Annotated in this window: 20 protein-coding genes and 2 tRNA genes; 12 read left to right on the top strand and 10 right to left on the bottom strand. The window is 71.8% G+C overall.

What is annotated here, in order from left to right:
- Positions 1-11: 11 nt before the first annotated feature.
- From OG767_RS07360 to OG767_RS07350, 3 genes are all read right to left on the bottom strand, one after another.
- A complete protein-coding gene (locus OG767_RS07360) occupies positions 12-914 on the bottom strand; it encodes a ParA family protein (RefSeq protein WP_405092730.1) in 903 nt (300 codons plus the stop codon).
- A 127-nt stretch (positions 915-1,041) separates the two neighbouring features.
- Positions 1,042-2,643 (bottom strand): DUF885 domain-containing protein, encoded by a 1,602-nt coding sequence (locus OG767_RS07355; RefSeq protein ID WP_405092729.1) that lies wholly within the window; start codon positions 2,641-2,643, stop codon positions 1,042-1,044.
- Between the two features lie 86 nt (positions 2,644-2,729).
- Positions 2,730-3,449, bottom strand: a complete 720-nt coding sequence (locus OG767_RS07350; protein ID WP_405092728.1) for a TetR/AcrR family transcriptional regulator — start codon at positions 3,447-3,449, stop codon at positions 2,730-2,732.
- A 30-nt stretch (positions 3,450-3,479) separates the two neighbouring features.
- Here OG767_RS07350 and OG767_RS07345 point away from each other — a divergent pair, with 30 nt between their 5' ends.
- Positions 3,480-4,586, top strand: coding sequence for an FAD-dependent oxidoreductase (locus tag OG767_RS07345; RefSeq protein WP_405092727.1), 1,107 nt, complete (start codon positions 3,480-3,482; stop codon positions 4,584-4,586).
- A 72-nt stretch (positions 4,587-4,658) separates the two neighbouring features.
- On the opposite strand, the gene OG767_RS07340 is transcribed toward OG767_RS07345, so the two are convergent.
- A complete protein-coding gene (locus OG767_RS07340) occupies positions 4,659-5,228 on the bottom strand; it encodes a TetR/AcrR family transcriptional regulator (protein ID WP_405092726.1) in 570 nt (189 codons plus the stop codon).
- A gap of 57 nt (positions 5,229-5,285) precedes the next feature.
- Here OG767_RS07340 and OG767_RS07335 point away from each other — a divergent pair, with 57 nt between their 5' ends.
- Complete coding sequence (locus OG767_RS07335) at positions 5,286-6,026, top strand: SDR family oxidoreductase (protein WP_405092725.1); 741 nt, start codon at positions 5,286-5,288, stop codon at positions 6,024-6,026.
- A 30-nt stretch (positions 6,027-6,056) separates the two neighbouring features.
- On the opposite strand, the gene OG767_RS07330 is transcribed toward OG767_RS07335, so the two are convergent.
- Entirely contained in the window at positions 6,057-6,554 is a 498-nt protein-coding gene (locus OG767_RS07330; RefSeq protein ID WP_405092724.1) for a DinB family protein, read from the bottom strand.
- 212 nt (positions 6,555-6,766) lie between these two features.
- On the opposite strand from OG767_RS07330, the gene OG767_RS07325 reads away from it, so the two are divergent.
- Both OG767_RS07325 and OG767_RS07320 read left to right on the top strand, forming a co-directional pair.
- Positions 6,767-7,426 carry a hypothetical protein gene (locus tag OG767_RS07325; RefSeq protein WP_405092723.1) on the top strand — a complete coding sequence of 220 codons (660 nt, stop codon included), beginning with the start codon at positions 6,767-6,769 and terminating at the stop codon, positions 7,424-7,426.
- The gene (locus tag OG767_RS07320; RefSeq protein WP_405092722.1) at positions 7,423-9,261 is read left to right on the top strand and encodes a hypothetical protein; all 1,839 of its coding nucleotides are present in this window, start codon (positions 7,423-7,425) and stop codon (positions 9,259-9,261) included. Before OG767_RS07325 ends, OG767_RS07320 begins: the two co-directional genes overlap by 4 nt.
- A gap of 88 nt (positions 9,262-9,349) precedes the next feature.
- On the opposite strand, the gene OG767_RS07315 is transcribed toward OG767_RS07320, so the two are convergent.
- Together OG767_RS07315 and OG767_RS07310 are read right to left on the bottom strand one after the other, a co-directional pair.
- Positions 9,350-9,425: transfer RNA gene (locus OG767_RS07315), tRNA-Lys, on the bottom strand.
- 61 nt (positions 9,426-9,486) lie between these two features.
- Positions 9,487-12,567 carry a VWD domain-containing protein gene (locus OG767_RS07310; RefSeq protein ID WP_405092721.1) on the bottom strand — a complete coding sequence of 1,027 codons (3,081 nt, stop codon included), beginning with the start codon at positions 12,565-12,567 and terminating at the stop codon, positions 9,487-9,489.
- A gap of 443 nt (positions 12,568-13,010) precedes the next feature.
- Here OG767_RS07310 and OG767_RS07305 point away from each other — a divergent pair, with 443 nt between their 5' ends.
- The 6 genes from OG767_RS07305 to OG767_RS07280 are packed head-to-tail and all read left to right on the top strand — an operon-like array spanning position 13,011 to position 18,134.
- Positions 13,011-14,177 (top strand): glycosyltransferase, encoded by a 1,167-nt coding sequence (locus OG767_RS07305; RefSeq protein WP_405092720.1) that lies wholly within the window; start codon positions 13,011-13,013, stop codon positions 14,175-14,177.
- On the top strand, positions 14,174-15,493 hold the full coding sequence (locus OG767_RS07300) for an aromatic ring-hydroxylating dioxygenase subunit alpha (protein ID WP_405092719.1): 1,320 nt from the start codon (positions 14,174-14,176) through the stop codon (positions 15,491-15,493). The genes OG767_RS07305 and OG767_RS07300 overlap by 4 nt, the downstream gene beginning before the upstream one ends.
- Positions 15,490-16,002 (top strand): aromatic-ring-hydroxylating dioxygenase subunit beta, encoded by a 513-nt coding sequence (locus OG767_RS07295; protein WP_281935983.1) that lies wholly within the window; start codon positions 15,490-15,492, stop codon positions 16,000-16,002. Before OG767_RS07300 ends, OG767_RS07295 begins: the two co-directional genes overlap by 4 nt.
- 7 nt (positions 16,003-16,009) lie before the next feature.
- Positions 16,010-17,221 (top strand): MFS transporter, encoded by a 1,212-nt coding sequence (locus OG767_RS07290; protein WP_405092718.1) that lies wholly within the window; start codon positions 16,010-16,012, stop codon positions 17,219-17,221.
- Positions 17,222-17,223: 2 nt separating this feature from the next.
- Positions 17,224-17,604, top strand: a complete 381-nt coding sequence (locus OG767_RS07285; protein ID WP_107156245.1) for a carboxymuconolactone decarboxylase family protein — start codon at positions 17,224-17,226, stop codon at positions 17,602-17,604.
- Positions 17,601-18,134, top strand: a complete 534-nt coding sequence (locus tag OG767_RS07280) for a hypothetical protein (protein ID WP_405092717.1) — start codon at positions 17,601-17,603, stop codon at positions 18,132-18,134. The genes OG767_RS07285 and OG767_RS07280 overlap by 4 nt, the downstream gene beginning before the upstream one ends.
- Here the strand turns inward: OG767_RS07280 and OG767_RS07275 are convergent.
- Positions 18,077-18,805, bottom strand: a complete 729-nt coding sequence (locus OG767_RS07275; RefSeq protein ID WP_405092716.1) for a flavodoxin family protein — start codon at positions 18,803-18,805, stop codon at positions 18,077-18,079. The genes OG767_RS07280 and OG767_RS07275 overlap by 58 nt on opposite strands.
- Positions 18,806-18,960: 155 nt before the next feature.
- On the opposite strand from OG767_RS07275, the gene OG767_RS07270 reads away from it, so the two are divergent.
- Positions 18,961-20,079 carry a polysaccharide deacetylase family protein gene (locus tag OG767_RS07270; RefSeq protein WP_405092715.1) on the top strand — a complete coding sequence of 373 codons (1,119 nt, stop codon included), beginning with the start codon at positions 18,961-18,963 and terminating at the stop codon, positions 20,077-20,079.
- A 35-nt stretch (positions 20,080-20,114) separates the two neighbouring features.
- Complete coding sequence (locus tag OG767_RS07265) at positions 20,115-21,689, top strand: cellulose binding domain-containing protein (protein ID WP_405092714.1); 1,575 nt, start codon at positions 20,115-20,117, stop codon at positions 21,687-21,689.
- 178 nt (positions 21,690-21,867) lie between these two features.
- Here the strand turns inward: OG767_RS07265 and OG767_RS07260 are convergent, their stop codons facing one another.
- Both OG767_RS07260 and OG767_RS07255 read right to left on the bottom strand, forming a co-directional pair.
- Entirely contained in the window at positions 21,868-24,342 is a 2,475-nt protein-coding gene (locus tag OG767_RS07260; protein WP_405092713.1) for an RICIN domain-containing protein, read from the bottom strand.
- A 753-nt stretch (positions 24,343-25,095) separates the two neighbouring features.
- Positions 25,096-25,171, bottom strand: a tRNA-Lys gene (locus tag OG767_RS07255).
- Between the last annotated feature and the right edge of the window lie 59 nt (positions 25,172-25,230).

Raw genomic sequence — 25,230 nt, 5'->3', positions numbered from 1 at the left:
GGACTCTCCTTCTACAGGCGGGTGCGGGCCAGGAACTCGCTGGCCAGCTGCTGGAGTTCGTACTGCACCTTGTCGTTGGCGTTCGGCACCAGCACGGCGGGCAGCCGCCGTTCACCGGCGGTGCCGAACAGGGTCTTGTTCTCCCGGACGGTCTGGCGGAACACCGGGATCTCCAGGCTGTCGGTGAGCTGCATGTAGTTGCGGGACGCGGTGATCGGCCCGCCCGCGGCGTACTGGATCATAGTGAACACCACGCCCAGCCACTGCGGATCGATGGTGAGCCCGGCGGCGGCGACCCGGTTGAAGTCGCGGACCAGCTCGGAGACCTTGCGGCGCAGGTAGTCGATGCCGAGCGTGGACAGGTAGTCGGGCCGCGCCGGGGTGAGGATGTGCTCGCTGGCCACGATGCCGGTCCGGGTGACCATGGTGAAGTTCGGCGCGCAGTCGATGAGGATGTCGTCGTACCCGGCGAACTCCTCGGCGGCGAGCGCGTCGGCCAACGCCCGGTGCAGCGGCAGGAAGTGCGGGCTGCCGTGCTGGAAGCGCGACCCGCCGAGCGCCGCGGCGAGGTCCAGGTCGACGTCGACCAGGCCCAGGTGGGAGGCGACGAGGTCGAGGCGGCCCTCGTCGGGCAGCAGCGCGTTGGCCGGTTCCGGCGTGATCACGTACGGGTGCAGCGGGCCGGTGGGCTCCTCGGCCAGCACCGAGCCGAACCACTGCAGGATCGTCTTCTCGTACGCGAGGTCCTTCTCCCACTCGTCCGCCGGATAGAACGAGAAGGTGAGGCTGGCCTGCGGGTCGAGGTCGATCAGCAGGACCCGGCGGCCACGGGCGGCCAGCTCGGCGCCGAGGTTCGCGGTGATGGTGGTCTTGCCGACCCCGCCCTTGTAGTTGATCACCGACGTGATGCTCATGCCGCTCCCCGCATCGCATGATGATCGCAGGAGCGGGGCCGGGGCCACACCCGGCGGACGCCCACCGCCTCGATCCCGCCCGTCCGTGCGGCGGCGATGGGCGGAAAGGACGACACGGTCGGCCCGGTCATGCGGCCAGCGCCCCGGCCAACTGGTCCAGCCCTCGCGAGCCGACCTCCAGCGCCCGCCGGTGGAAGGCCCGCCGGTCACCGCGGAAGGACGCGCGGCCCGCCAACCACACCCGCTCCCCCACCTTGTAGGTGAGCGCCTGCCCCGGCCGGCCCAGATAGCGCGCGAGCTCGCCCGCCGCGTACGGCCCCTGGTGGCAGCGGTCCCGCAGCAGTCGCAGCGCGGCCTCCGGCGTCCACGGCTCGCCGCCACCGGACGGGATCGGCAGCCGCAGGTGCAGGCCGGTGTCGAGCACGACCCGGGCGGCCCGCAGCAGCTGCATGAGCAGGTGCCCCAGGCGGGCGCCCGGCTGCTGATAGAAACCGATCTCGTCCATGAACCGTTCGGCGTACAGGGCCCACCCCTCCCGACAGCCGGAGAGCCCACCGAGCAGGTTCAACCGCTGCCCGAGCCCGCCCTGACACGCCTCGCGGCCGAGCTGGAGGTGATGGCCGGGAACACCCTCGTGGTACGCGGTGCTGTAGGCGATCCAGGTGGGAAAGCTCTCCCGGCCCTCGGGAAGGAACCACCAGACCCGGCCGGGCCGCGTCAGGTCCCGCGACGGCCCGGTGTAGGAGGTGCCGGCCGAGCCGGTCACCCGGGACTCGATCCGCCGCAGCGGCGCGGGAATGTCGAAGTGCACGCCGTCCAGGTGCCCGATGGTGGCGTCCAGCAGCTCCTGTAACCACGCGCCGAACGCGGCCCGGCCGTGCCGGACGCCCGGCCCGTCGGGGCGGTCGAGCCGCTCGATCACCTCGGGCACACTCCCGCCCAGGGCCTTCGCCTCGGCGACCAGCTCTGCCTCTGTCGCGAGGAACTCGTCCCAACCCCAGGCGTGCAGTTCGCACGGATCCGGCTCGCCGGCCAGGAAGGTCCGCACCCAGAGGGCGTACCGCTCCGGCCCGAACGCCTCGTCGTCGCGCGCCCGCGACGCCAGGCCCGCGGCAAGCGTGGCGGCCAGTTCCCGGTACGCGTCCCCCGCGCCCCGCGCCGCCGCGTGCAAGGTTGCCCGTTGGACGCCGTCGCCGTACCGCTCCACCAGGGCGGCGTCTTCGTCCGCCCAGGCATGGCAGCGCCGTGTCACCAGCTCCACCTGACGTCGGGTGGGCAGGTGGCCGCGCTCGGCGGCGAGCAGGAGGCTGCGGGCGTACCCCTTCAGGGTCGCGGGGATCGCGGCCTGGCGCGCGCCCACCCCCGCCCAGCCCTCCTCGTAGGTCGCGCCCTCGGCATCCCGGCCGGGGACCCCCGCCTCGACGGCTTGGCGGATGAGCGAGAGCGGGCCGGTGGCGGCCGCGTGCAGCTCGCGCAGGTCCTCCCCGGCCTCGTGGAAGGCGATCCGGGTACGCAGCCGTTCGGTGAGGTGGGCGTGCCACGGGCCCTGCGCGGGCCGGGCCGCCAGCTCGCGCAGGGCGGAGGCGGCGAGGTCGGCGCGCGCCTGGTGGCCCTCGGGACTGTAGTCGGTGAGCCCGTCGACCTCCTGCTCGCCGACCTCGACCACCGCGGCACACGGGTCGAGGCGGGCCAGGTCGCGCACCAGCCGACCGGCGAAGTCCTCGATCATGAAGGCATGCTACGCCCGGACCGTCGACTCTGGAGCGTCCCCGGAGCGGTCCACCTGACCGGTCGCCGCGGACCCGGCCGAGGCCGTCACGGCCGGCCGGTGATGCCGTCCAGCACGGTGACCAGGTTGTGGTGGAACGTTTCCGCGGCATCGAGGTGGGCGCCCTCGACGACGAGCCGGGCGACTGTCGGATAACGACCGGTGTCGAGCATGCGGGACAGGTAGGGCCCGAGGGCGCTCTGCCAGGCGGCCACGTCGGTGCCGGTCGACCGGGCGGTGCGTCGCTCGGTGATCTCCCGGCGGAGCGCCCCGACGACGAACGCGTTGAGCGCGCCCAGGGCCCGTTGCAGATCGTCGATCCCGCGTACGGCGGCGGCCCGGCTGAGCGCCGCCGCGGTCGCCTCGCCCACGGCGAGGGCGTGCGGGCCCAGGTGGGGACGCGCGCCGAGCAGGTCGACGAACCACTCGTGCGCGAGCGCGGCCTCGCGGGTCCGGTGCATGACGGCCAGCACCGTGTCGCGCCACCCGTCGTGCCGGTCGGCCTCGGCGATCTCGGCGTACACCGCGTCGACCATCAGGTCGAGCAGCTCGGACCGGTTGAGCACGTAGTCGTAGAGCCGCATCGGGCCGACGTCGAGCGCCTTGGCGAGCTTGCGGATCGACACCCCGTCGAGGCCGTCGGCGTCGGCGATCCGGATCGCGACGGCGGCGATCTTCGCCCGGCTCAACGGCACGGGCGCCGCCCGCGGCTGCGGCTCTGGGCGTTCCCAGACCGGCAACGGTACGTTACCGTACGGTGTATCCATGAAATACATCGTACGTTAAAGGAGGTGGCGATGCGAATCGCGATCGCCGGCGGTGGCCTGGGCGGCCTGACGCTGGCCCGGATCCTGCACCGGCACGGCATCGACGCGGTGGTCCACGAGCGCGAGGCCGACCGCACGACGCGCTCCCCGGGCGGGATGCTGGACCTGCACCCCGAGTCCGGCCAGCGGGCACTGGGCGAGGCGGGCCTCACCGGCCGGTTCCGGTCCGAGGCACGGCCGGAGGGCGAGGAACACCGCATCCTCGACCCGGCCGGCCGGACCCTCCTGCACCACGTGCCGCAGCCCGGCTCGTTCGACGGTCGCCCCGAGATCGACCGCGCCGCGCTGCGGGACCTGCTGCTCGACTCGCTGCCCGCCGGCACGGTCAGGTGGCGGCACCGGCTCGTCGCGGCGGCGCCACGGCCCGACGGCGGTTTCCGGCTGACGTTCGACGGCGGCCACCGCGACGACTGCGATCTCCTCGTCGGCGCGGACGGCGCCCGCTCGGTCGTCCGGTCGCTGCTCACCGACGTTCCCCTCGCCGCCGTGTCCACCGCGGTGGAGCTCCGCATCGACGACGCGGACCGGCGTCACCCGGAGATCGCCGAGCTGGTCGGCCCCGGCAACCTCTGGGGCGTCGGGGTACGCCAGATCCTGTCCGCGCAACGCCTCGGCGACGGCAGCATCCGGGTCGGGATCTCCCTGCCCGCGGACGACCGGCACCCGGACACCTGCCGTACCAAGCACGACCTGCTGGCCCTCTTCGACGGCTGGAGCCCCCGCCTGACCGCACTCGTCGAAGCCGGCGACGGGCCGCCGACCCTCCGCCGGATCCAGGCCATGCCCGCCGGCACCCGCTGGACGCACCGGCCCGGCGTCACCCTCGTCGGCGACGCCGCCCACCTCATGTCGCCGGTCGGCGAGGGCGCCAACCAGGCCATGCTCGACGGGGCGGAACTCGCCGCCGCGCTCGTCGACTCCCCCGCCGACCCGGACGCGGCGATCCGGGTCTACGAGGAGGCGATGTTCCGCAGGATCCAGCCGATCGCCGAGATGTCCGCCCGGGTGCACGCGATGATGCTGTCGCCCACCGCGGCCGAGGACCTCGTCCGCTTCTTCACGCCGCAGCCGGCCTGACCCGCCGACGCGTCCGGCCCGGCCGGCCCGCACCGCGCGGTCGCCGGACGGAAACCCCGGCGGGGCGCCGGCTCAGGCCGGGCCCGCCCGGAGCCCGTCGACCAGGATGGCGAGCAGCCGGGACCCGCGGGCGTCGAGTTCGGCGTCGTCCAGGCGCGACAGCCAGCTGATGAGCACGATGACGTCGCGGGCGTCCGCGTCTGGACGGATGGCGCCCGCCGCGCGGCCGGCGGCGAGCAGCAGTTCGACCGCCTCGCCGATCGGGCCCAGGCTGTGCGCGGCCAGGCCGCGCCAGGTGGCCGCCTCCACCGCGGCGAACACGTCGCGCTTGACCCGGGCGTACGCGGCCACCCGGTCGAACCAGGCCGCGAGCGCGTCCACCGGCTGGTGTCGGGCCAGCAGTCGCGGGGCGGCCGCGACCAGCTCGTCGACCTCCTGGCGGTAGACCTCGGCCAACAGGTCCTCCCGGGTCGGGAAGTGCCGGTACAACGTCCCCTGCCCGATGCCGCACGCCTTGGCGACCGCGTTGAGCTTCAGCTCGCCCGGTTGGCGCACCAGTTCGCGGGCCGCCGCGAGGATCCGTTCACGGTTGAGCTGCGCGTCGGCCCGCCGCGACGGCTGGCCGGTGGCAGAAGCGGACACGTGTCCGCTAGGCTGGTCGGAGTAACCGGACATGTGTCCAGTCTAGGGGGAAGCATCATGGCCATCCAGGGCAAGGTCGTCGCCGTCACCGGCGCCAGCAGCGGTATCGGGGCGGCGACGGCTCGCCACCTCGCGTCGCTCGGCGCGACCGTCGTGCTGGGCGCCCGCCGTACCGACCGGCTGGACCAGCTCGTCGACGAGATCACCACCGCCGGTGGCACCGCGACCGCCGTACGCGTCGACGTCACCGACGCCGACGACGTCACGTCGTTCGTCGACACCGCCGTGCAGCGGTACGGGCGGCTGGACGTCCTGGTCGGCAACGCCGGGATGACCCGGATCGGCCCGCTGGCCGACCTCGACGTGGCCGGCTGGTCGGCCATGATCGAGGTGAACGTCAAGGGCATCCTGCACGGGATCGCCGCTGCCCTGCCGACGTTCCGCCGCCAGGGCAGCGGGCACCTGGTCACCGTCGTGTCGACCTCGGGGCTCAAGATCGTCCCCACCCAGGCGGTCTACGCCGGCACGAAGAACGCGGTCCGCACCCTCCTGGAAGCGCTGCGCCAGGAGAGCACCGACGGCACGCTGCGCACCACGTCGATCTCCCCCGGTTACGTGCGTACCGAGCTGATCGACAACGCGGTGGACGACCCGGCCACGCGCGAGCAGGCCCGGCAGCACATGGCCGACCTCGGTATCGACCCGGCGGCGGTGGCGCGGGCGATCGCCTTCGCCATCGACCAGCCCGACGACGTCGAGATCGGCGACCTGACCATCCGGCCCACCCGTCAGGGCTGAGCCGCGGCGCGACCGGGCCCGCGCGGGAGGTCAGCCGTCGAGGAGCTGCTCACGGAGGATGTCCGCGTGCCCGCAGTGCTGGGCGAGCTCACGCAGCACGTGCAGGTACACCCAACGCAGCGGCAGCGGGCCCCGGCGATGTCCACGCAGGACGTCGTCCAGGCCGAGGGACGACGTGGCACGGCGGGACGCCGCACAGGCGTCGCGGTGCGCCTGCCGCACCGTGGCGATCGTGTCGCCGTCGTCGAGGACGAACGACTCCTCCGACCGCTCCGAAATGCCGATCTCGGCGCGCGACCGGCCGGTGACGGCCTCGTCGAACCAGACCTTCTCCACGAAGGTCGCGTGCTTCACCAGACCCAGCAACGTGGTCCGGGAAGCCACGAGCGACCGGCGGGCCTGGGCCTCGGTCAGCCCGTCCAGGCAGCCGTTGAGCGCGTCGCGGTGCTCGTCGAGGAACGCCTCGAACTGGGCGCCGGCCGGCAGCGCGACGACCCGGTCGGCGAAGGTGGGCGGAAAGGAGGGCATGGCCGAAGCATTCCAGGCCGTCACCCGGAAGCAGCCGACGAGACCACGACGGGTACGGCTCCGTCGGCTACCGGACAGGCAGGTGGCTACCGTCGGTGCGCGGGTGACCTCCGTAGCCGGTTGAGGACGCTCTCCCGGACAGGGATGATGGCACCGTGCCGGTGTGGAGGCGTCGTCGCGTCTGGTTTCCGCTCGTCGTCGCGGTGACCCTGGTGGCGGCCGTCGGGCTGAGCTGGTTCCTGGTCCGGGAGGGCCGGGACAAGGCCGACCAGTGGTCCAGCACCATTTTCGGCGGGACGGCCGCGGCTGCGGTGGTGGTGTCGGCGCTGGCGTGGCTGTGGCGACGGTCGGCGGCCGAACCGGCAACCGGACCGGTGGCCGACGATCCGGTCAGGACGGTGCAGGGTCCGCCGTTGACCGTCAGCGCCCGCCTGGACGTGGGGAACTATCTCAGGATCCGCGAGGACGTCGGCTCGCTGATCGTGCCGCGTAGCGGCCATGCGGTCGACATCACCGTCGAGACCAGCGGGTCGCAGGCGGTCATTCTGCGTCGGATGGAACCCGTCGTGCTGTCCCGGCACCCCCTTCCGGAGGCACGTCCGGTGCACCATCTGGGCCAGCTGCCGGTTCGCCGTTTCCACCTGTGGCTGAGTGAGGATCCGCCGCGGTTGCTCGCCGAGGGCCCATCCGGTTTTCCCTTCAAGGTGACCGCTGACGATCCGGAGGTCTTCGCCCTGATCGCGCATGCCTCCGGCGAACTCGTGCGTTGGCGGCTGGACCTGCACTGGACCTGCGACGGTCGGCACGGAGTCGCGCCGATCGACCTCGACGGTGAGCCCTTCTCCACCGCCGGTCTGGCGGACGACCGATGACCGCACCCCTGGACCCGGAAACAGCAGCCCTGGCCAACTCGTTCGCGGTTCCCTACAAGCGCTATCTGCACAGTGGTCGCCAGGCCGACTTCGACGAGGCGCGCGCGCTGGCGGAGCGAGCAGTCGCGCGGGCCCGCGCAGGTGGCTTCCCGGCCCTGCCCGGCCTGCTGTTCAACCTGTCGCATGTGCACGTCGCCCGCTACCGGTGGACCCGCGACCGGGAAGCCCTCGGCGAGGCGTACGGGCTGCTGGTGGAGGCGGCGGTGCGCGATCCGGACCAGGCCGACGTCGGCGACCGGCTCATCTCCGTCGCGCAGTCCCTGCTGGGCACGATCGACCACACCTCACCGGCGGACATGCAGTGGTACGTGCAGTTGCACCGGCAACTACTCCACCGGGTACCGGGCGACCACTTCATGATCTGGAGCAACCTCGCTCTCGCGTTGAGAGGCCTGCTCGATGTGGACGACGACACCGGCGTCGAATTGATGCGCTCCTTCGGACAGGCCACCGAGCGCGCCGCGACGCTGTCCCCGTCCCGCTCGCCGGCCGCCGGCCGGCACTGGGATCACGCCGCCCGGGTGCTGCCCTTCCTGGCGGGCATGGAGCGGGACGCCGGGCTCGCGAGACGGGCCGCACGGGCCTGCGAGATGGCGATGCACGAACGACCTGACGACCCGTCCGCCGGGGATCGGATGATCCTGCTGCTCCTGTCCCGGGTGCTGGCCTACGAGGCGGAGGGGCGGGATGCGGATCGGGACGCGGTCCGCACGCTCCTGTCCTCCTTCACCCGCATGCCGTCCGCCGGGATGCCGCCGGGTCTCGCGCCGGTCGCCCAGGACGTGGTGGCCTCCCTGCTCCGCCGCTTCCACCGGCACGGCGATGTCGCGGCACGCGAGCAGGCGACCGAGTTCGCCATCTGGTGCGTCCGGCGGATGGAGTTCCGGGCCGACGTCCGCCATGCCGAACTGCCGGGCATGCTCAACGCGCTCGGAGCGTGTCTGGCGGCACGACCAGGCGTCCCGTCCCGGCCCGTGCCCTGGTCGGGCTGGCCGCCGGGTTCCGGACCCATGCTGCGGCACGTGCCCGGAGCGGCGACGGCCCTCGCAAGCCGGCACCCGTTCCGGATCAGCCCCACCGTGATAGCGCCCACCGGCAAGATCTATCTTGACGAGACGTTCTCCGTCGTCGCCGCCGCGTGGCACGAGCCCGTCAAGGGCCACGCGCTCACCCACATCGACACCGCGCTACTGCTTCCGCCGGAGTCTGGGCGCGGCGCCCAGCCGGTCCTCCTGCCGACCAACCTGCACGTTGTCTCGGTCGACCTCACCGCACCCGCCGGAGAGATCACCGCAGTCCGCGCGGTCGTGGAGTCCCGAGAACCTCATCACCGCGGCTCCGTCGATTCCCTCATGTGCGGCCCCGAATCGTCCGCCCCGGCGGAGGCCGGGGGCCGGCTGCGGCCGATGGTCAATCTGCTCCTCGACTTCGATCAGCCGCTGGTATGGCCCGCCTTCGAAGCTGTCACTGTGCCGAGGACGCTTGTGGTGCGGGCGGTGACCGAGAACAGCGACGTGCGGTGGCGGCTGGAGCTCGACTGGCGGAGCGGGCGCCGATCGGGCACCCTCGCCGTTCCGCTCCGTACCACCGGCGAGACGGGCATGCGGAGCTTCGTCGCCGGTGGAGAGGTCGTGCGTGCCTCCGGCCACGTCGCCGGGCTCATCGAACCCGAGGACGTGGACCCGTCGCTCGTCGGCACGAGGACCAGCAACGTCGTTTACGAGGAGCCCTCCGGGCGCGGGCGCGACGGACCCCCGGAGAACACCGGGGAGTGACCGAGGCGCGGTCAGCCCGGCGGTCTTGCCGCGGTGGGTACGAAGAAAGCCCTGACCTGTGGAACTGCCAGGTCAGGGCTTTGCTCGTTGGTGCGCCGCCAGGGACTCGAACCCCGAACCCGCGGATTAAGAGTCCGCTGCTCTGCCAGTTGAGCTAGCGGCGCTCACCGACAACGGGACGGAACGTTAGCAGCCTCCGCGCCGGCCCTTGACGGCAGGGCCACCTCATCGCACCGCCAGCGTGACCTCCCCGGTCGCGGCCCCCGAGGGATCCACCGACAGCGTGTACTCCCCGGCCGCCGGCAGCGTGGTCGAGTCGATCCCGCCGGCCCCGTTGATCACGCACCCGGTGGCGAGCGTGCTGCCGTCCGGGGCGCTCAGGACCAGCGTGCCGCACTGATCGGGCAGCGTCGCGGCGGTCGCGGTGACCGTCACCGACGTGCCGGCGGCGGCGGTGAACCGGTAGCCGGTGACCGCCCCGGGCCGGTCGATCCCGGCGACGACCGGTGGCCCGCCGACCATGATCGTCGCGTCCCGGTCCCGGCCGGTGACCAGGCGCAGCGTGGCCGTGCCGGTGCCGCGCTCGACCGGGTCGACAAGCACCGTGTACGTCCCGTCGGCGGGCAGGAGCGTGCCGTCGACCTCGCCGATGCCGTTGATCACACAGCCGCTGCGCAGCACCTGCCCTTCGGCGTCCCGCAACTCCAGCGGGGAGCACTGGTCGGGCAGCGTGCTCTCGGGCACCTCGACGAAGACCCGCTCCCCCTTGCGGCCGGTGAACCGGTACTGCGCCCGGGCGCCGGGCTGTTCGACGGTCGCGGTCACGGCCGGGCCGTTCGGTTGAAGCGTGCCGCCGCTGTCCCGGGCCAGGTAGACCCGGACGGCGGCACGGCCGGCGTCGCCGGGGACGGCGGCGACCCGGATCGCGTACGTGCCGGTGGTGGGGAGGTCGACGCGGTCGACGTAACCAGCGCCGTTGATGTTGCAGCCGCTCGCGATCTCCCGCCCACCGGGGTCGACGAGCAGGTACGGCGAGCAGCGGTCGTCGATGCCGGGGGCGGTGGCGTCGACGAAGACGGCGTCCCCGGCCCGGCCGGCGAACGTCAGCGGCTCACCGCCCGGCGTCAGGCTGGCGGTGGCCACCGGTACGGCGGTGATCGGCGCGGCGGCCGGCGGGGCGACGCGTTCGGTGGTGGCGACGGCGACGGCGAACTCGGGGCGCCCGCTGACCGCGACGTCGAAGACGCACTCGGCGAGCGGGCCGGGGGCGGTGACGCCGGCCCACCGGCAGACCTGTTCGGCGGCGGCGCGGCGGGCCGGGTCGAGGTCACCGGCGGTCACCTGCCGCTCGGGGAAGCTCCGGTCGGTGAACGTGCCGGTGTCCTCCCCGTCGCCGTAGGTGAACAGCGACCGGTCCGCGGTGATCCGCCAACTGTCCGCGTACGCCGGGTAGAGCTTCGCGAACGGCGCCGGCTGGGTGAGGGCGGGGCCGGAGGCGGGCGCGATGTCGTCGGCGGGGTCGCCGTCGAAGTCGCCGAGCAGTCCACGCACCTTTCCCGCCCGACCGTCGGCGAGCCGGACCAGCACGCGGTAGCCGTACCGGCCGATCTGGTCGACCGCGGCGGCGGAGCCGTCCGGCCACGTGACGTCGTACCCGTCGGTCGGTCCGGTGTCGGAGGGACGGCGGGTGAGGCTGCCGCCGCCGGCCAGGTCGGTCCGCTCCGGCGGCGCGGCGAGCGGCGCGCCGTCGACGTGGACCCGGGTGGCGCCGTCGGTGAGGGTGAGCGCCAGCCGGTGGGCGCCGACCCGGAACGCGACCGCGGAGTTGACCGAGGCGGTGCGGGTGCCGGCCATCGGCGCCTGCCGGACCTGCACCTCCAGCGGGTCACCGCCGACGGCGGCGACCAGCGTGAACTCGCCGACGGCCTGGAAGTCGTAGTAGACCCGGTCGAAGGTGACCAGATGGGGGTCGCCGTTGCTGCCGCCGCAGTCGGCCCCGTCCTCGCAGAGCTTCACCGGGCCCTTCGGCGGGGGCGTCTTCTTCGCCGGCTTCTTGCACTCGTCGAGGCTCTTCGGCAGCGAGTTTCCCTTGTACTGGGTGCGCGGCGGCAGGCCCTTCGCCGCCCGGTAGCGGTTCTCCGCGAGCGTCGCCTTCACCTCCGCGGTGGGGATCCCGGTGCTCCCGCACTGGCCCGCCGGGACCGCGTCGCGGGAGATGTCGTCGGCGTGGTTCAGCTCGTGGTAGAGCGCGGCGCAGGGGTTCCGGGCCACCCCGTCTTCGTACGGGTCGGTGGACGCCGGATTCCAGGTGACCGTGGACGAGCCCTTGCCGTCGGCGCTCTCCGGCGTCTCGAACGCGCCCGAGCCGCCCGGGGTGGGGATGATCCGCACCTTGGGGCTCTTCTTGTCCTTCAACCGGGGCAGCAGGCCGGCCGGGTCGCCGCCGGGCAGCGCGAACCCGGCCAGGCAGCCGTCGACCGCGGCCTGGAAGTCGACGCCGCTGACCGGCACGCCGGCGGTCGGGTCGACCGAGTAGTCGGCCCGGGCGGGCCGCGACCCGCCGCCGACCAGCGCGCCGACCGCGACGAGCAGCAGTGCCACGCCGGCGGCGGCTGGCCGACGGTGGCGGCGTACCCGCAGCAGGACCACCAGCGCGGCGACGAGGAGCACCAGCAGCAATGCCCCGGCGGCCGGCCAGAGCCAGCGGCGGACGGGCGCGCCGCCGTCGCCGATCGTGAACGTGGTGGTCCGCAGTTCCGTCGCGCCCGGGCAGGGGTTCGCCGCACCGGTGACCGGCAGCGTCACGTAGCCGGCCGTGACCTCGTACCGGCCGGTTGCGCCGACCGGCCAGAGCGAGTCCAGGCCGCCGCCGTCCGCAGTGGCGGCCACCGACCGGAGCACCACGTCGCCAGGCGCGTCGCCGTCGTGCACCCGGACGCCGGTAAGCGTCACGGTCGCGGTCGCGCCCGGCTCGACCGTGGTCAGGCCGGCGGTGGCGGCGGCGGCGATCCCGTCGTCGTGGAAGCTGCGGGCGAGCACCGGCGTGAGGTCGCGCCCGTCCCGGCGTACCCCGGTCACCTGAACGGTGCCGGCGGCCTGGGTGGGCAGCGCGCAGGCCGCTGCGGTGGTGTTCGTGACGGTGAGATCCAGGCGGACCTGGTCGCCGGCGCGGTAGTCCGCCGTCGGTGGGCGCAGGGCCAGGCCGAGGCCGCCGTCGGCGGGCGCCGCGGCGGCGCTCACCGCCCCGGCCACCAGGGCCGTCACCAGTACGGCGAGCCCGGTCGTGAAACGCACCGTCCACTTCATGGAGGGGACTGTAGGGGCGCGACGCCACGATTCCCGTGCTCTGTCGGGGACCGGTCGCTCAGCGGCGGACGAGCGCCCGGGGGACGCGTCACGGCAGGGCGGCGAGGCCGATCAGATTGCCCTCCGGGTCGGCGAGGTGGCGGGGTCGCCAAAGGCATCGGCGAGTGCGCGCCCGGCATTGCCTTTTGTCGACCAAATGCGTCCAACTGCTCAGACTCGTCCGAAACACTCAAGTGCCAATTATCCGAAGCCCCGACGACGTTTGTACGCCGTCGACCGACGACGGGTGGCAGACAGCAGGCATTGACATCGATCCCTTGCCCCGGCAGGCTTTGCGGAACGCCGGAAAACGGGCCGCATTTCAGCTTTCCCTTTCGCTGACGCGCCTTTTCCGCGTGCCTGAGGACGAGTTGATGCCGTTTTCCCGACGGATCGGAGATCTGATGCGCGTCGCCCTCCTGACCACGACGCAGCACGGTCATCTGAACCCGTACGTTCCGGTGGTCAACGCGCTCCGCGCCGCCGGCGGCGACGTCACGCTGCTGCTGTTGTCAGCGGACGGCGGCATGCTCGACGACAAGCGTCGCCAGGCCCTCGGCACCACGCCGGTCCACCTGATCGGGAAGGTCGAGATGGCGCCGTGGAGCGACGATCCGGCGAAGATCGGCGCGATGCTCCAGGCGTCCCCGGTGGCGGACCAGACGACCGACGCGCTGCGCGCGACGGCACCGGACTTCGTGCTCGTCGACTCGCTGCCGGTCACCGCGTCGGCCATGGTCGGCACCGAGGCCTCCGGCATTCCGTACGGGATGATCTGGGCCAACCTGGGTGGCGTCTGCCCGCGCGAACACCGACGGGGACGCTGGGCCTACGACGAGCAGGTCGGCGACTATCTGACCCGGCACGGGGTGCGGTGGTCGACCCGGACCCATTCGGCGCGATCGCCGATTCTCAATCTGATGCCGACGATTCCCGCGCTCATCGGGAACGACGGCGTGACCGACGACGGCGGGCAGCTGATCGGGCTGCCGGGCGCGGCGGGGACCCGCGGCGACGAGGTGGCCTTCGCCGGCCTCGACCGGATCGAGCCGGGCCGTCCGGTGGTGTACGTCTCCTTCGGCACGATCTTCTACCGGCGACCCGACCTGCTGCGCACGGTCATCACCGGCGCGGCGGCCACCGGCGCCCAGGTGATCGCCGCGGTCGGTGACCTCGCCGAGGACCTCGCGTTGCCCGACGACGTGCTCACCGCCCCGTACCTGCCGCAACGTGAGGTGCTCGAACGCGCCGACGTGTTCGTCACCCACGGCGGGTACAACTCCGTGGCCGAGTCGATCCGCGCGGCGACACCGATGCTGGTGATCCCGCTGGCGGTGGATCAGCCGGTGCAGGCGCACTTCGTGGGCAGCGCGGGCTTCGGGACCGCGTTGGCGCCGGCCGACGTCACCGCGCAGGCGGTCACCGACGCCGTCACCGACCTGCTCGACCCCACCCGGGACCACCGGGCCCGGCTGCGCGCCGCACAGCCGGAGTGCGGCGACTCCGCCGCGCGGACGGCGGAGCTGGTCCTCGACACGGCCGGGACGCCACGGCGCGAGGAGAAGCGGTGACGGCCGAGCCGCGGCGACCGGCGGGCGACCCGATCGTGATCGACGACCGGGAGCGCGGCTCCTTCCTGGTGGACCGCCGCGCGTACACCGACGGCGAGCTGGCCGCCCAGGAGATGACCAGGATCTTCGACCGCTGCTGGCTGTACGTCGGACACGAGTCGGAGGTGCCCGGACCGGGCTCCTACGTGGCACGTGACGTCGGCGGGCGGCCGGTGGTCATGGCGCGCGGATCCGACGGGGTGATCCGGGTGTTCGCGAACAGCTGCCCGCACCGCGGGGCGCTGATCTGCGCGGAGCCGGCCGGGCAGGCCAGGTCGTTCCGGTGCCCCTACCACGACTGGACGTTCTCCAACCGGGGCGACCTGGTCGGGGTCCCGATCCCGGACGGGTACGGACCGGGCTTCCGGAAGGCGGACCACGGCCTCACGCAGCACCGTGGTGACGCCTACCGCGGATTCGTGTTCGTCACCTTCGACCCGGGACAGCGGCGCACCCTGACCGAGTACCTGGCGGGCGCGACGGAGTACCTCGACCTGATCGACGACCAGTCCGAGGTCGGGATGGAGGTGATCCAGGGCGCGCAGCTCCACGGCGCACGGGCCAACTGGAAGCTCATGATGGAGAACAGCGTCGACATCTACCACTTCCGGGCCCTGCACAAGCGTTACGTCGGCTACATGGAGTCGCTGGGGTCGGTGCCACCACGACGGCGGGGCGGCTTCGGCTGCGCCCTCGGGCTGGGACACGGCGCCAACGAGCTGCCACCGGCGGCGGCCCGTCCGCTCGCGTACTGGACGCCGATGTTCAGCCCGGAGGTCCGGCCGCGGATCGAGGCGACGGCCGCCCGGTTCGTCGACCGGTTCGGCGCCGAGCGCGCGGAGCGGATCACCGGCACCAACCGCGCGTTGCTGATCTTTCCCAACCTGATGATCATCGACGCGATCGCGATCACGATCCGCAAGATCGACCCGATCGCCCCCGACCGGATGGCCATCACCTCGGTCGCGCTGGCCCCGAAGGACGAGGATCCGGACATCCGGGAACTCCGCAAGAGCCACTACCTGACGTTCCTCGGTCCCGCCGGCTTCGCCACCCCCGACGACATCGAGATCATCGAGTCCTGCCAGCGGGGTTACCTCAACCGGTCGGTCCGCTACTCGGACCTGTCACGCGGCATGAACAGGGCCGTACCGGAGACGACGGACGAGCTTCCCGCCCGCGAGTTCTGGCGCCGGTGGGATCGGCTGATGCACGGCGGCGACGATCACCACGAGATCGCTCGGCCGGCGGAGCGGCAGGGGGCGGAACCGCGATGACCATCGAGCTGACCGTCGACGAATCGGCCCAGGTGCGGTTGTGGCACCGGGTGAACCAGTTCCTCTTCCGGGAGGCGCGACTGCTCGACGAGTGGCGCCTGCGCGAGTGGTACGACGAGATGCTGACCGACGACATCCGCTACCGGGTGCCGGCCACCGACGTCCGCGACGAGGGGGCCAACGTGCTCGGGCTCATCGACGACGACGCGGCCCGCCTGCGCCAGCGCATCGACCAGCTCCTCACCGGCGAGGTGTGGTGCGAGAACCCACGATCGCGGACGAACCGGCTGGTCAGCAACGTGGAGATCCTGACCGACCGGGGCACCCACCTCGACGTGGCGGCGAATGTCGTCGTACACCGATTCGGGCACGGGCGCTCCGACGCCTACGTCGGGAAGTACCGGTTCGAGCTCGTCGCCGAGGGCGGGTCGTTCCGGGCCCGGCGCCGGGTCGTGGTGCTGGACCACGAGACGCTGGTCGAGCACGGAAAGCTCAGCATCATCCTGTGACCGGGCAGTGAAGACAGTCGTTCCGGGCAGCGTCCCACCGGTCGCCGCCGTCCGACCGGCTCTCCCGCGCGAGGTCTACGTCCTCAGCGTCGTCGGCGGATGCGTCATGTTGGGCCTGGGGCTGGTGCTCCCGGTGCTCCCGGTGTACGCGGCGACGTTCGGGGCCGGGCCGACCCGGATCGGCGCGCTCGTCGCCCTGTTCGCGTTGATGCGGCTGGTCGCCAGCCCGTTCTGCAGCCGGCTGGGCGTGCGTTTCGGGGAGCGGCGGGTCCTCGTCGCCGGCCTGCTGCTCTGTGCGGTCTCCTCAGCGCTGACGGCCTTCGCCGGGTCCTACGGGCAACTGCTCGTGTTCCGGGGCCTCGGCGGCGTCGGCTCGGTGCTGTTCTCGGTGTCCGCGCTGGCGATGCTCCTGGCGGTCGCGCCGGCCGACCGGCGGGGGCGGGCCAGCGCCGTGTTCGAGGCGGGCTTCCTGCTCGGCGGAATCTGCGGACCGGCCCTGGGCGGGCTCCTCGCGCTCGTCACCCTCGCCACGCCGTTCCTGGCGTACGCCACGATGTTGCTGGCCGCCGCCGTGCTGACGCCGGCGCTGCTGCGCACCGGCCGGACCGCCGGCGCGGAGCCCGGCCGTCCGGTGATCGGACTACCGGCGCTGCTGCGGGACCGACGCTACGTGGTGGCCTGCCTCGCCGCGCTGGCGCAGGGCTGGGTCCTGTTCGGACTGCGCAGCGCACTGGTCCCCACGCTGGTCGTGGTGGCGTGGCGACACGACGTGTCATGGGTGGGCTGGGCGTTCACCCTGTCCGCCGCCGTCCAGGCGCTGCTGATCATGCCGGCCGGCCGGATGGTCGATCGGGCCGGCCGCCGGGCCGCCATGATCACCGGCACCGGTGTGGCGGCGGCCTCCGTCACCGCCCTGGCGTTCGTCGACCGGTACGCCTGGCTCGTCGCGCTGCTCTGCGTGTACGCCGCGGGATCGGCGCTGCTCAACGCCGCGCCGGCCGCGCTGGTCGGTGACGTCGTGGCCGGCCGGGCCGGCAGCGGCGTCGCCGGCTTCTCGATGTGCACCGACATCGGCGCCGTGGCCGGACCGGTCGTCGTGGGGCTCGTCGCCGAGCGGGTGAACGTTCCGGCCGCCTTCGCCAGCGGCGCCGCGCTGCTGGCCGTCGCCTTCGTGGCGTCGGGCACGTTGACCACCGTTCGTCCGACCCGAAGGAGTTGACGATGGATCAGCCGGCTGACCGCCACGAGCGGGGTGAGGCCATGTTCCAGCAGGTCTTCGGACGTGAGCCGCGCCCGGGCTCCTACCCGGAGTTCCTGCGGATCACGGTCGACCACCTGTTCGGGGAGATCTGGACACGCCCGCACCTGAGCGTCGAGGAGCGCGAACTGGTCGCGCTGACCGCTGTCGCGCTGGCCCGGACCGACTGGGAGCTGCGCGGCCACATCGGCGCCGCCCTGCACCTCGGGATGTCGCGGGAGAAGATCGTCGAAGTCATCATCCAGCTGGCGTACTACGGTGGCTGGCCGGTCGCCAACAACGGGCTGCGCGTGGCCCAGGAGGTCTTCGCCGAACTGGACGACGCCACCGGGAGGGCCGCGTGACCGGTCAGCCGTCCCCGCTCGACCCGGACGAGAAGGTCGACCTGTGGCGCCAGCGGTTCTTCGAGGCCCAGGCCGCCGCCGAGGAGTTCGTCCTGGGCGAGCACGGCGAAGCGGGCCTGACGGCGTGGATCCGGGCGAACTCCCGCATCACCGCGGCGCTGCTCCGGGCACAGCGGCCCGCCGGGGTGTCCGCCACCGACCACTTCATGACCCGGCTGCAACGGCAGTTGCTGCTGTACGACTCGGCGGTGACCAGCGAGCGTCAGCCCTCGGGCACCGTCCTGCGCAACACCGACTGCGGGATCCTGCGTTACCGCAGAAAGGCCGCCCGCGCCGGCGTCGTGCTGACGCTCTCCTCACCGTGCACGTACTGTCAGCCCCTCCACGAGACCATCGCCGCCCGCTACCTGGAACCGGACGTCAGGGTGTCGTGCGTGCGGGCCGGCGACGGGTGCACCTGGCGCGCGGAGTCTCACGTCCCGGGCGAGGAGACGGACGGGTCGCCGCACCGCGGACGAGCCGGCGGCTGAACCACCGGCAGCAGCGTGCGCTCGTCGGCCGGCGACCCGCTGCCGACGAGCGTCATGCCGAGCTGCCGGCCCACTGCCACACACATGTCGACCGCCGCGGTGCGGGTCAGGTCCTGATGGTCGTTACGGGTGAAGCAGGCCGACGCCACATTCCTGTTCCGCAGCCGCAGGTACCACGGGAACAACGCGCCCAGCGCCGGTTCGGTCAGCATGGTGCGCGAATGCACGATGGTCCCGACCAGCAGGTTGCCGAACGGTCGCTGCCGGGCGTTCATGAAGCTCTTCAGGCGCTCCTGGAAGATCTTCAGCACCGCGGGGACGTTCCCCGCGTACACCGGCATGGCGAGCAGCATCGCCTGCGCACCCTCGGCCAGCTCGACGACGTGCGCGAAGTCGTCGTCGATCGGGCACCGGCCCACCTCGGGATCGAGACAGGTGTCCTCGCCCTCGCACATGGCGATGGAATGGTCGATCAACCGGATCCGCTGGATCTCCGCGCCGTCGACCTCCCGGACGACGCCGCTGATCGCTGCCTCCAGCAGCGCGTCGGTCACCGACGGCAGGCGCTTCTGGGTGCAGGACAACGCAACGATCTTCATTCGAGGGGCCTCCAGGAATTGACGTCCGTCGAAGCATAGCGGGATAATCTCCACCGGAGCCGGGCTGGCCACAGGCCGAACCTCACGGTGCGCCGATGCCGGCGAACCGTGGGCACCCACCCGACGTCGCTGCCTGCGGGCCGCTGAGCCACGTCGCGGACCGTCTCCCCGGTGGAGCGATCCGTGACGGCGCCGAGCAGCACCTCGAACGCCAGCGGGAGAAACCGATGACACCCTTCCCGGCCGGACCGACGGCTGCCCCCACCCGATCCTCGCGTCGCCCGGCGCTGGTGGCGGCGGCCACCGCCGCGCTGCTGGCCGCCGTGACGTCCGGCCTGGCCGTCACCGCCGCGCCCTCGATGGCCGCCGCCTGCACCGGCTACGTGGCCCTGACCTTCGACGACGGACCCACCCCGGGCAACACCACCACACTGATCAACACGCTCAGGGCGGCCGGCGTACGGGCGACGTTCTTCAACGTCGGCCAGAACGCGCAGAGCAACCCGGCGCTGGTCCGGGCGCAGCGGGACGCCGGCATGTGGATCGGGAACCACAGCTGGACGCACCCGCACATGACCCAGCTCAGCCAGGCGCAGATGGCCTCGGAGATCTCCCAGACGCAGCAGGCGATCCAGCAGGCCACCGGCACGGCCCCGAAGCTGTTCCGGCCGCCCTACCTGGAGTCCAACGCCGCGCTGCGGGCGGTCGAGGCCCAGTTCGGGCTGACCGAGATCAACGCCGACGTGGACTCCCAGGACTGGAACAACGCCAGCACCGACCAGATCGTGCAGAACGCCAGCCGGCTCCAGGCCGGCGGGTCCATCCTGATGCACGACTGGCCGGCGAACACGATCGCGGCCATCCCGCGGATCGTCAGCGATCTCGCCAACCGCGGCCTGTGCGCCGGCATGATCTCGCCGGCCACCGGCCGAGCGGTCGCCCCGGACGGCGCCACCCCGCCGCCCAGCACCCCGCCGCCGAGCACGCCGCCGCCCACCACCGCGCCGCCCAGCACGGCGCCGCCGACCACGCCGCCGCCGGACCCCTCGGGTGTCTGCACCGCCACCTACCGCCTGGTGAGCAGTTGGACCGGCGGCTTCCAGGGCGAGGTGACGGTGAGCAGCACGGCGGCCATCAGCGGTTGGACGGTGCGGATGACCCTGGCCGGTGGACAGAGCATCAGCAACGTGTGGAACGGCGTGGCCACCGGCGCCAGTGGCCCGGTCAGCGTGCGCAACGCCGCCTACAACGGGTCCCTGAACGCCGGCGGGTCGACGAGTTTCGGCTTCCTCGCCAACGGCAGCAGTTCCCCCGCCCCGAGCGGAATCACCTGCTCCGGCGCGTAGCGCGCCCGTCATCCCGTCGCCCCGGAGGAGCAGAGATGCCACCCACCCGTACCCGGCTCCGGTCGGCGGTGGCGGTGTCCACCGCCGTCACCGTCGCCGTCACCGCCGCACTCACCACCACCGTCTCCGCGCAGGCCGCCGCCGGCTGCCGGGTCGCCTACACCGTCACCAGCCAGTGGCCGGGCGGCTTCGGCGCGAACGTCGACCTCACCAACCTCGGCGATCCGCTCACCACCTGGCGGTTGACCTGGTCGTTCACCGCCGGGCAGGTGGTCGGGCAACTGTGGAACGGCACGGTGGCCCAGTCCGGCGGCCGGGTCACCGTGACCAACACCGGCTGGAACGGCAACCTCGGCACCGGCGCCGGCGCGCAGTTCGGCTTCAGCGGCTCGTGGAACAACTCGGCGAACCCGGCGCCGACCGACTTCGCGCTCAACGGCGTGCCGTGCACCGGAAGCCCGACCCCCACCACGCCGGCGCCGACCACCAGCCCGCCGCCGACCACCCCGCCACCAACTACCACCCCGCCACCGACCAACTGGCCACCCACCACCACGCCTACCCCACCGCCCACCAGCCCGCCGCCGCCGTCGGCCGCGCAGACGAACACGGTGGGGCGCGTCCGGGCGGTCGGGAGCAGCGTCCAGTACACCTGGCCCGGCACCTACTTCGAAGGGCGGTTCCGGGGCACCGGCGTCGGGATCGTGCTCAACGACAGCCAGAACGACTACGCCGTCCAGATCGACGGCACGACCGTCGCCACCCTGGTCACCCCCGGGCAGACCACCTACTGGGTCCGGAACCTCACCGACGCCATCCACACCGTACGGCTCGTCAAACGCACCGAGAGCCCGTGGGCCGCCGGCGAGTTCGGTGGGCTCGTCGCCGCACCCGGGGGCGTGATCCTGGCCAGGCCCGCCACCCGCAGCCGACAGATCGAGTTCATCGGTGACTCGTGGACCGCCGGCTACGGCAACATGTCGACGACCCGGGACTGCTCCGCCAACGGCGGGGTCACCCGCAACTCCAACGCCGACGTCACGTTCGGCGCGCTCACCGCACAGAGCCTGGACGCCGACTTCCAGCTCATCGCCTGGTCCGGCCTGGGCATGGTGCGCAACTACAACGGCGGGGGCACCGACAACTTCCGCACCTACTACGAGACCGACCTCCAGGCGCTCTGGAACAGCACCGTGTGGCAGAAGCCGGCCACCTGGCAACCGCAACTGGTCGTGGTCGGCCTGGGCATCAACGACTTCTCCACCGCCCTGCACGCCGGTGAGCGGTGGAGCACCCCCGATCAGCTCGCCGCCGACTTCCGGACCGCGTACCTGGGCTTCCTCGACAAGCTGCGGGCCCGCTACGGCCCCGACACGTTCATCGTGCTCACCTACCCGGACCTGTCCGGCACGCCGCTCGCCAGCTCCGTGCAGCAGGTCGTCCGGACCCGGACGGACGCGGGCGACACCCGGGTCCGCTCGCTCTACTACGACGACAACTCGCTCGGCCTGGACAAGTTGGGCTGCGACTGGCACCCGTCGCGACGCGACGACCAGTTGATCGCCGGCGCGCTCACCCGGTTCATCGGCACCCTGCCGCTGAGCTGGTAGCCCGACGTCGAGGTGGGACCGGCACACCGGGCCCACCTCGGCGAGCGGCACCGAGCGACCGCCTGCCGCCCGCGGGACGCGGAGAAGGCCCCGACCCGCGGAAGCGGATGTCAGGGCCTTGCTCGTCGGTGCGCCGGCCCGGGGCCGAGCCGAGTCGGCCCGGCCCCGGAGCCGTCGGTCAGTTGCGAAGGCTCCACTGCTGGTTCGGGCCACCGTTGCACGACCAGAGGATGATCTTCGTGCCGTTGGCGGTGGCGGCGCCGTTGGCATCGAGACACAGTCCGGACTGGACGTTGGTGACGGTGCCGTTGGCGTTGACGTTCCACTGCTGGTTGGTGCCGCCGTGGCAGTCCCAGATGATGACCGTGGTGCCGTTGCTGGTGCCCGCGCCGTTCGCGTCCAGGCACTTGTTCCCGTACACGGTCAGTTGCTTGCCGGCGGTGTAGGTCCACTGCTGGTTCGTGCCGCCGGCGCAGTCCCACAGCTGGACCTGCGTGCCGTTGGTGGTGGCGGAGTTCGGCACCTCGACGCACCGGCCGGACTGGCCGCCCACGAGCCGGCCGCCCGGCTGGCCGGTGCCGGTGCCCTGCTGCCGGACGATCGAGCTGGACTCGGCGGACCGGTTGCCCTGCGCGTCGAGGACGTAGAGCCGGTACTCGCCCTGCGACGTGGGCACGGCGATGGACGTGTCGGTGCCCCCGGCCCTGGTCATCGTCGGGCCGGCGGTGAAGGTGGTGGTGCCGGCGGGCGCCAGCCAGACCGACCTGGTCGCGTCGCCGGTGCTGCGGATCGGGATCGACGACGTCCCGCTCGTGACGAAGGTGCTGGCCGGCAGGACATGGTTCGGCAGGGAGAGGTTGGCCGCCGGGACGATGTCCCGGAACGCGTCCTCCAGGCCGGAGTTGACGGCGATGCCGTACGCCGGTGCCGGCCAGACGTAGTCGGCGGAGACGATGATGTCGTTGATCGTGCTGTTGGGCAGGTTCTTGTTCGAGACCTTGTTGATGGGGCCGTAGGTCTGCGTGATGCTCAGGTCGTGCTTGCGCCCGAAGTCGTCGGAGTTGATCAGCCAGGTGACGTTCTTGTCCACGCTCAGGACGTTGTCGCGGAAGGTGAGGTACGCCGATCCCTCGTCGGGGTGGAGGCCGTACTTGTGCCCGGACGGCACGCCCTGGAGATAGTTGTTGGTGATCGTGGTGCCCGGTTGGCTGCCCAGTGTGTAGATGGGCGCCGTGTCGCTGAGGCGCTGCACCGTGTCGATGATGTGGTTGTGGCTGATGGTGTTGTTCCGCGCCGTCGTGGTCGGGCGGTTGGGCGCGATCGAGCCCGATGATCCGTCGAAGTTCCACCAGCCCCAACCGAGCGTGATGCCCGCCCACGGCGACTTCTCGATCCGGTTGTGCTGCACCGTCAGGGTGTCGACGAAGTACGCCGAGATGGGGCTGTGCCCGTTGAACAGCACCGCGCTGTCGTAGATGTAGTTGTTCCTGATGGTGATGTTCTTCGGCAGCCCTTCGACCTGCGGGGACCACTTCTCACGGTTGGTCGACGTCCCGTCGCCGAGGTAGACGTGCTGGGGATGGCCGACGGTGACGGCGGAGCCGGCGATGTCGTTGGTGTGGTTGCCGACCAGTTGGCTGTTCTGCACGTCGTTGACCATGTTGATACCGTCGACGCCGGTGTGCTGGATCCGGTTGCGTTGCAGGAGGATCCCGTCGGCGTTCTCCACCTGGATGATGCCCGGGGTGACGTCGACGTTGCGGTAGTAGTAGTCGTGGAAGTTCCGCTTCGCATACGCCTGCGCACCGAGGTTGCCCTGCTGCGCCTGCTTGAACGACGAACCGGCGACGTTGAACAGGTTCCAGTCGGAGTGCTGGACGGTGAGGCCGGAGAACGTGATGTTGCGGGCGTGACTGCTCGTCGAGGTGCCGGCGACCCGCAACAGGGTGGTCACGTTGTTCGGCGCGAAGACCGACGCGGTAGCCATGTTCTCGGAACTGCTCTTGTAGTAGTAGAGCGTCCGGCTGCCCTTGTCGAAGTAGAACTCACCCGGCGCGTCCAGGAACTCGTAGGCGTTCATCACCTTGTGGCTGCCGCCGGTCTGGGCGTTGCCGTTGAACGCGCCCTGGGCGATGGCGGCACCCGGCTGCTGGAACAGCGCCACCCGGTTGGCACCGTCGGAACTCGTGGTCACCTGGCGGACCCCCACGATCGCCGTGGTCCAGGTCGTCCCCGTCTCGATCTCGATGTCGTCGGAGTTGCGGGCGACGGCGGGGAAGTCGTTCAGGTTGTACTTGGCGCCGTCGCACTGCGACCCCGACTCCCAGGCCCACGCGGCCTGCCCGGCCGTGATGGTGTACGTCCCGTAGCAGCCCGCCGAGCCGATCGTCTTCGATGCCATGTACGCCCGCTTGTCGTTGACGTAGAGCGCGCGCAGTTTGTTGGCGCGGTCGAGCGGCGCCTTCCAGATGTTGCCGCTGTGCTGGGTCCACCCCGTCACCTGCACCCCACCTTCGAGAACGGGGGTCTCGTTGGGGTAGGCGGAATAGCTGACCCGATATCCGTTGGTGCCGGAGTCACCGGCCCCGAACTCGATCGTGCTGTTCACCGGGTAACTTCCACCGCGCAGGTAGACCTGGATGTCGCCGGTCATGCTGGAATTCACCGTACGAACGGCGTCCCTCGCACGTTGCACGCTCCGAAATGGCGACTGGAGCGTTCCCGGGTTGGCGTCGTTTCCGTCCGGGGCGACATAGTAGGTCTGTTGGACGGCGGCCGAGGCCGGCAGTTGATTCGCGACCACTGCCGGGACTGTGGAGGCGACGGCCAGCACAACTGCCAGCAGTGACCGTCGAACGGTAGAGACGGCTGGTTTCACGTACCATTCCTTTCGCTTACCGCCGACAGGACATGTTCGCTGGACAATCGTCCTCGGGGCGCGACGGTGGACCACCGCACGAATAACGGCCGACGGAGGGGAGAACACGGGGATGGTTCCGACCATGGCGGGTCTTTGACAAGGAGCGGCAAGAACAGCCGCGAGGCCACGTGCGCTTCGAGCGAGAAGTACCGCCCGGCGGCACCTACCGTGCCGTCGGTAACGCCCGATGCCCGCTCACACCCGCTTGCCCATGGTCACAGAATGCTGCTTTGCAGCGTAGACGTCAGACGTTTACGACGCAACCATCCGATCGTCCGGGGACTATGCGTATTGCAACCGGCCCAGCCGTCCGACCTCTGGGCGGAGACCGACAGGAGGGCGCTCGCCGGTCATCCTTGCGGCAGCCGGCCCGGTCACCGGTCGTCCGGAGACCACCCGCACCGCCGAGCCGGCGGGCCGAGCCACCACCGGCGTACGCGAAGAAGGCCCCGATCCGCGAAAGCGGAAATCAGGGCCTTGCTCGTGTGGTGCGCCGCCAGGGACTCGAACCCCGAACCCGCGGATTAAGAGTCCGCTGCTCTGCCAGTTGAGCTAGCGGCGCTCGCTGACAACGGGAAGAACCTTAGCATGCCCGCTGAGCGGGGTTCCAATCCGATACCG

The sequence above is a fragment of the Micromonospora sp. NBC_01392 genome (genome assembly GCF_045040125.1).
Taxonomy (GTDB): domain Bacteria; phylum Actinomycetota; class Actinomycetes; order Mycobacteriales; family Micromonosporaceae; genus Micromonospora.
This window is presented reverse-complemented; position numbering and strand designations above follow the sequence as displayed.

What these genes read in the sequence shown, in the direction of transcription:
- OG767_RS07305 (WP_405092720.1), top strand. Translation starts at nt 13,011, where the DNA reads ATGCGCGTCGCCCTCCTGACCACGACGCAGCACGGTCATCTGAACCCG.
- OG767_RS07285 (WP_107156245.1), top strand. Translation starts at nt 17,224, where the DNA reads ATGGATCAGCCGGCTGACCGCCACGAGCGGGGTGAGGCCATGTTCCAG.
- OG767_RS07330 (WP_405092724.1), bottom strand. Translation starts at nt 6,554, where the DNA reads ATGCCCTCCTTTCCGCCCACCTTCGCCGACCGGGTCGTCGCGCTGCCG.
- OG767_RS07265 (WP_405092714.1), top strand. Translation starts at nt 20,115, where the DNA reads ATGCCACCCACCCGTACCCGGCTCCGGTCGGCGGTGGCGGTGTCCACC.
- OG767_RS07350 (WP_405092728.1), bottom strand. Translation starts at nt 3,449, where the DNA reads ATGGATACACCGTACGGTAACGTACCGTTGCCGGTCTGGGAACGCCCA.
- OG767_RS07360 (WP_405092730.1), bottom strand. Translation starts at nt 914, where the DNA reads ATGAGCATCACGTCGGTGATCAACTACAAGGGCGGGGTCGGCAAGACC.
- OG767_RS07345 (WP_405092727.1), top strand. Translation starts at nt 3,480, where the DNA reads ATGCGAATCGCGATCGCCGGCGGTGGCCTGGGCGGCCTGACGCTGGCC.
- OG767_RS07295 (WP_281935983.1), top strand. Translation starts at nt 15,490, where the DNA reads ATGACCATCGAGCTGACCGTCGACGAATCGGCCCAGGTGCGGTTGTGG.
- OG767_RS07270 (WP_405092715.1), top strand. Translation starts at nt 18,961, where the DNA reads ATGACACCCTTCCCGGCCGGACCGACGGCTGCCCCCACCCGATCCTCG.
- OG767_RS07260 (WP_405092713.1), bottom strand. Translation starts at nt 24,342, where the DNA reads ATGACCGGCGACATCCAGGTCTACCTGCGCGGTGGAAGTTACCCGGTG.
- OG767_RS07335 (WP_405092725.1), top strand. Translation starts at nt 5,286, where the DNA reads ATGGCCATCCAGGGCAAGGTCGTCGCCGTCACCGGCGCCAGCAGCGGT.
- OG767_RS07320 (WP_405092722.1), top strand. Translation starts at nt 7,423, where the DNA reads ATGACCGCACCCCTGGACCCGGAAACAGCAGCCCTGGCCAACTCGTTC.
- OG767_RS07355 (WP_405092729.1), bottom strand. Translation starts at nt 2,643, where the DNA reads ATGATCGAGGACTTCGCCGGTCGGCTGGTGCGCGACCTGGCCCGCCTC.
- OG767_RS07310 (WP_405092721.1), bottom strand. Translation starts at nt 12,567, where the DNA reads ATGAAGTGGACGGTGCGTTTCACGACCGGGCTCGCCGTACTGGTGACG.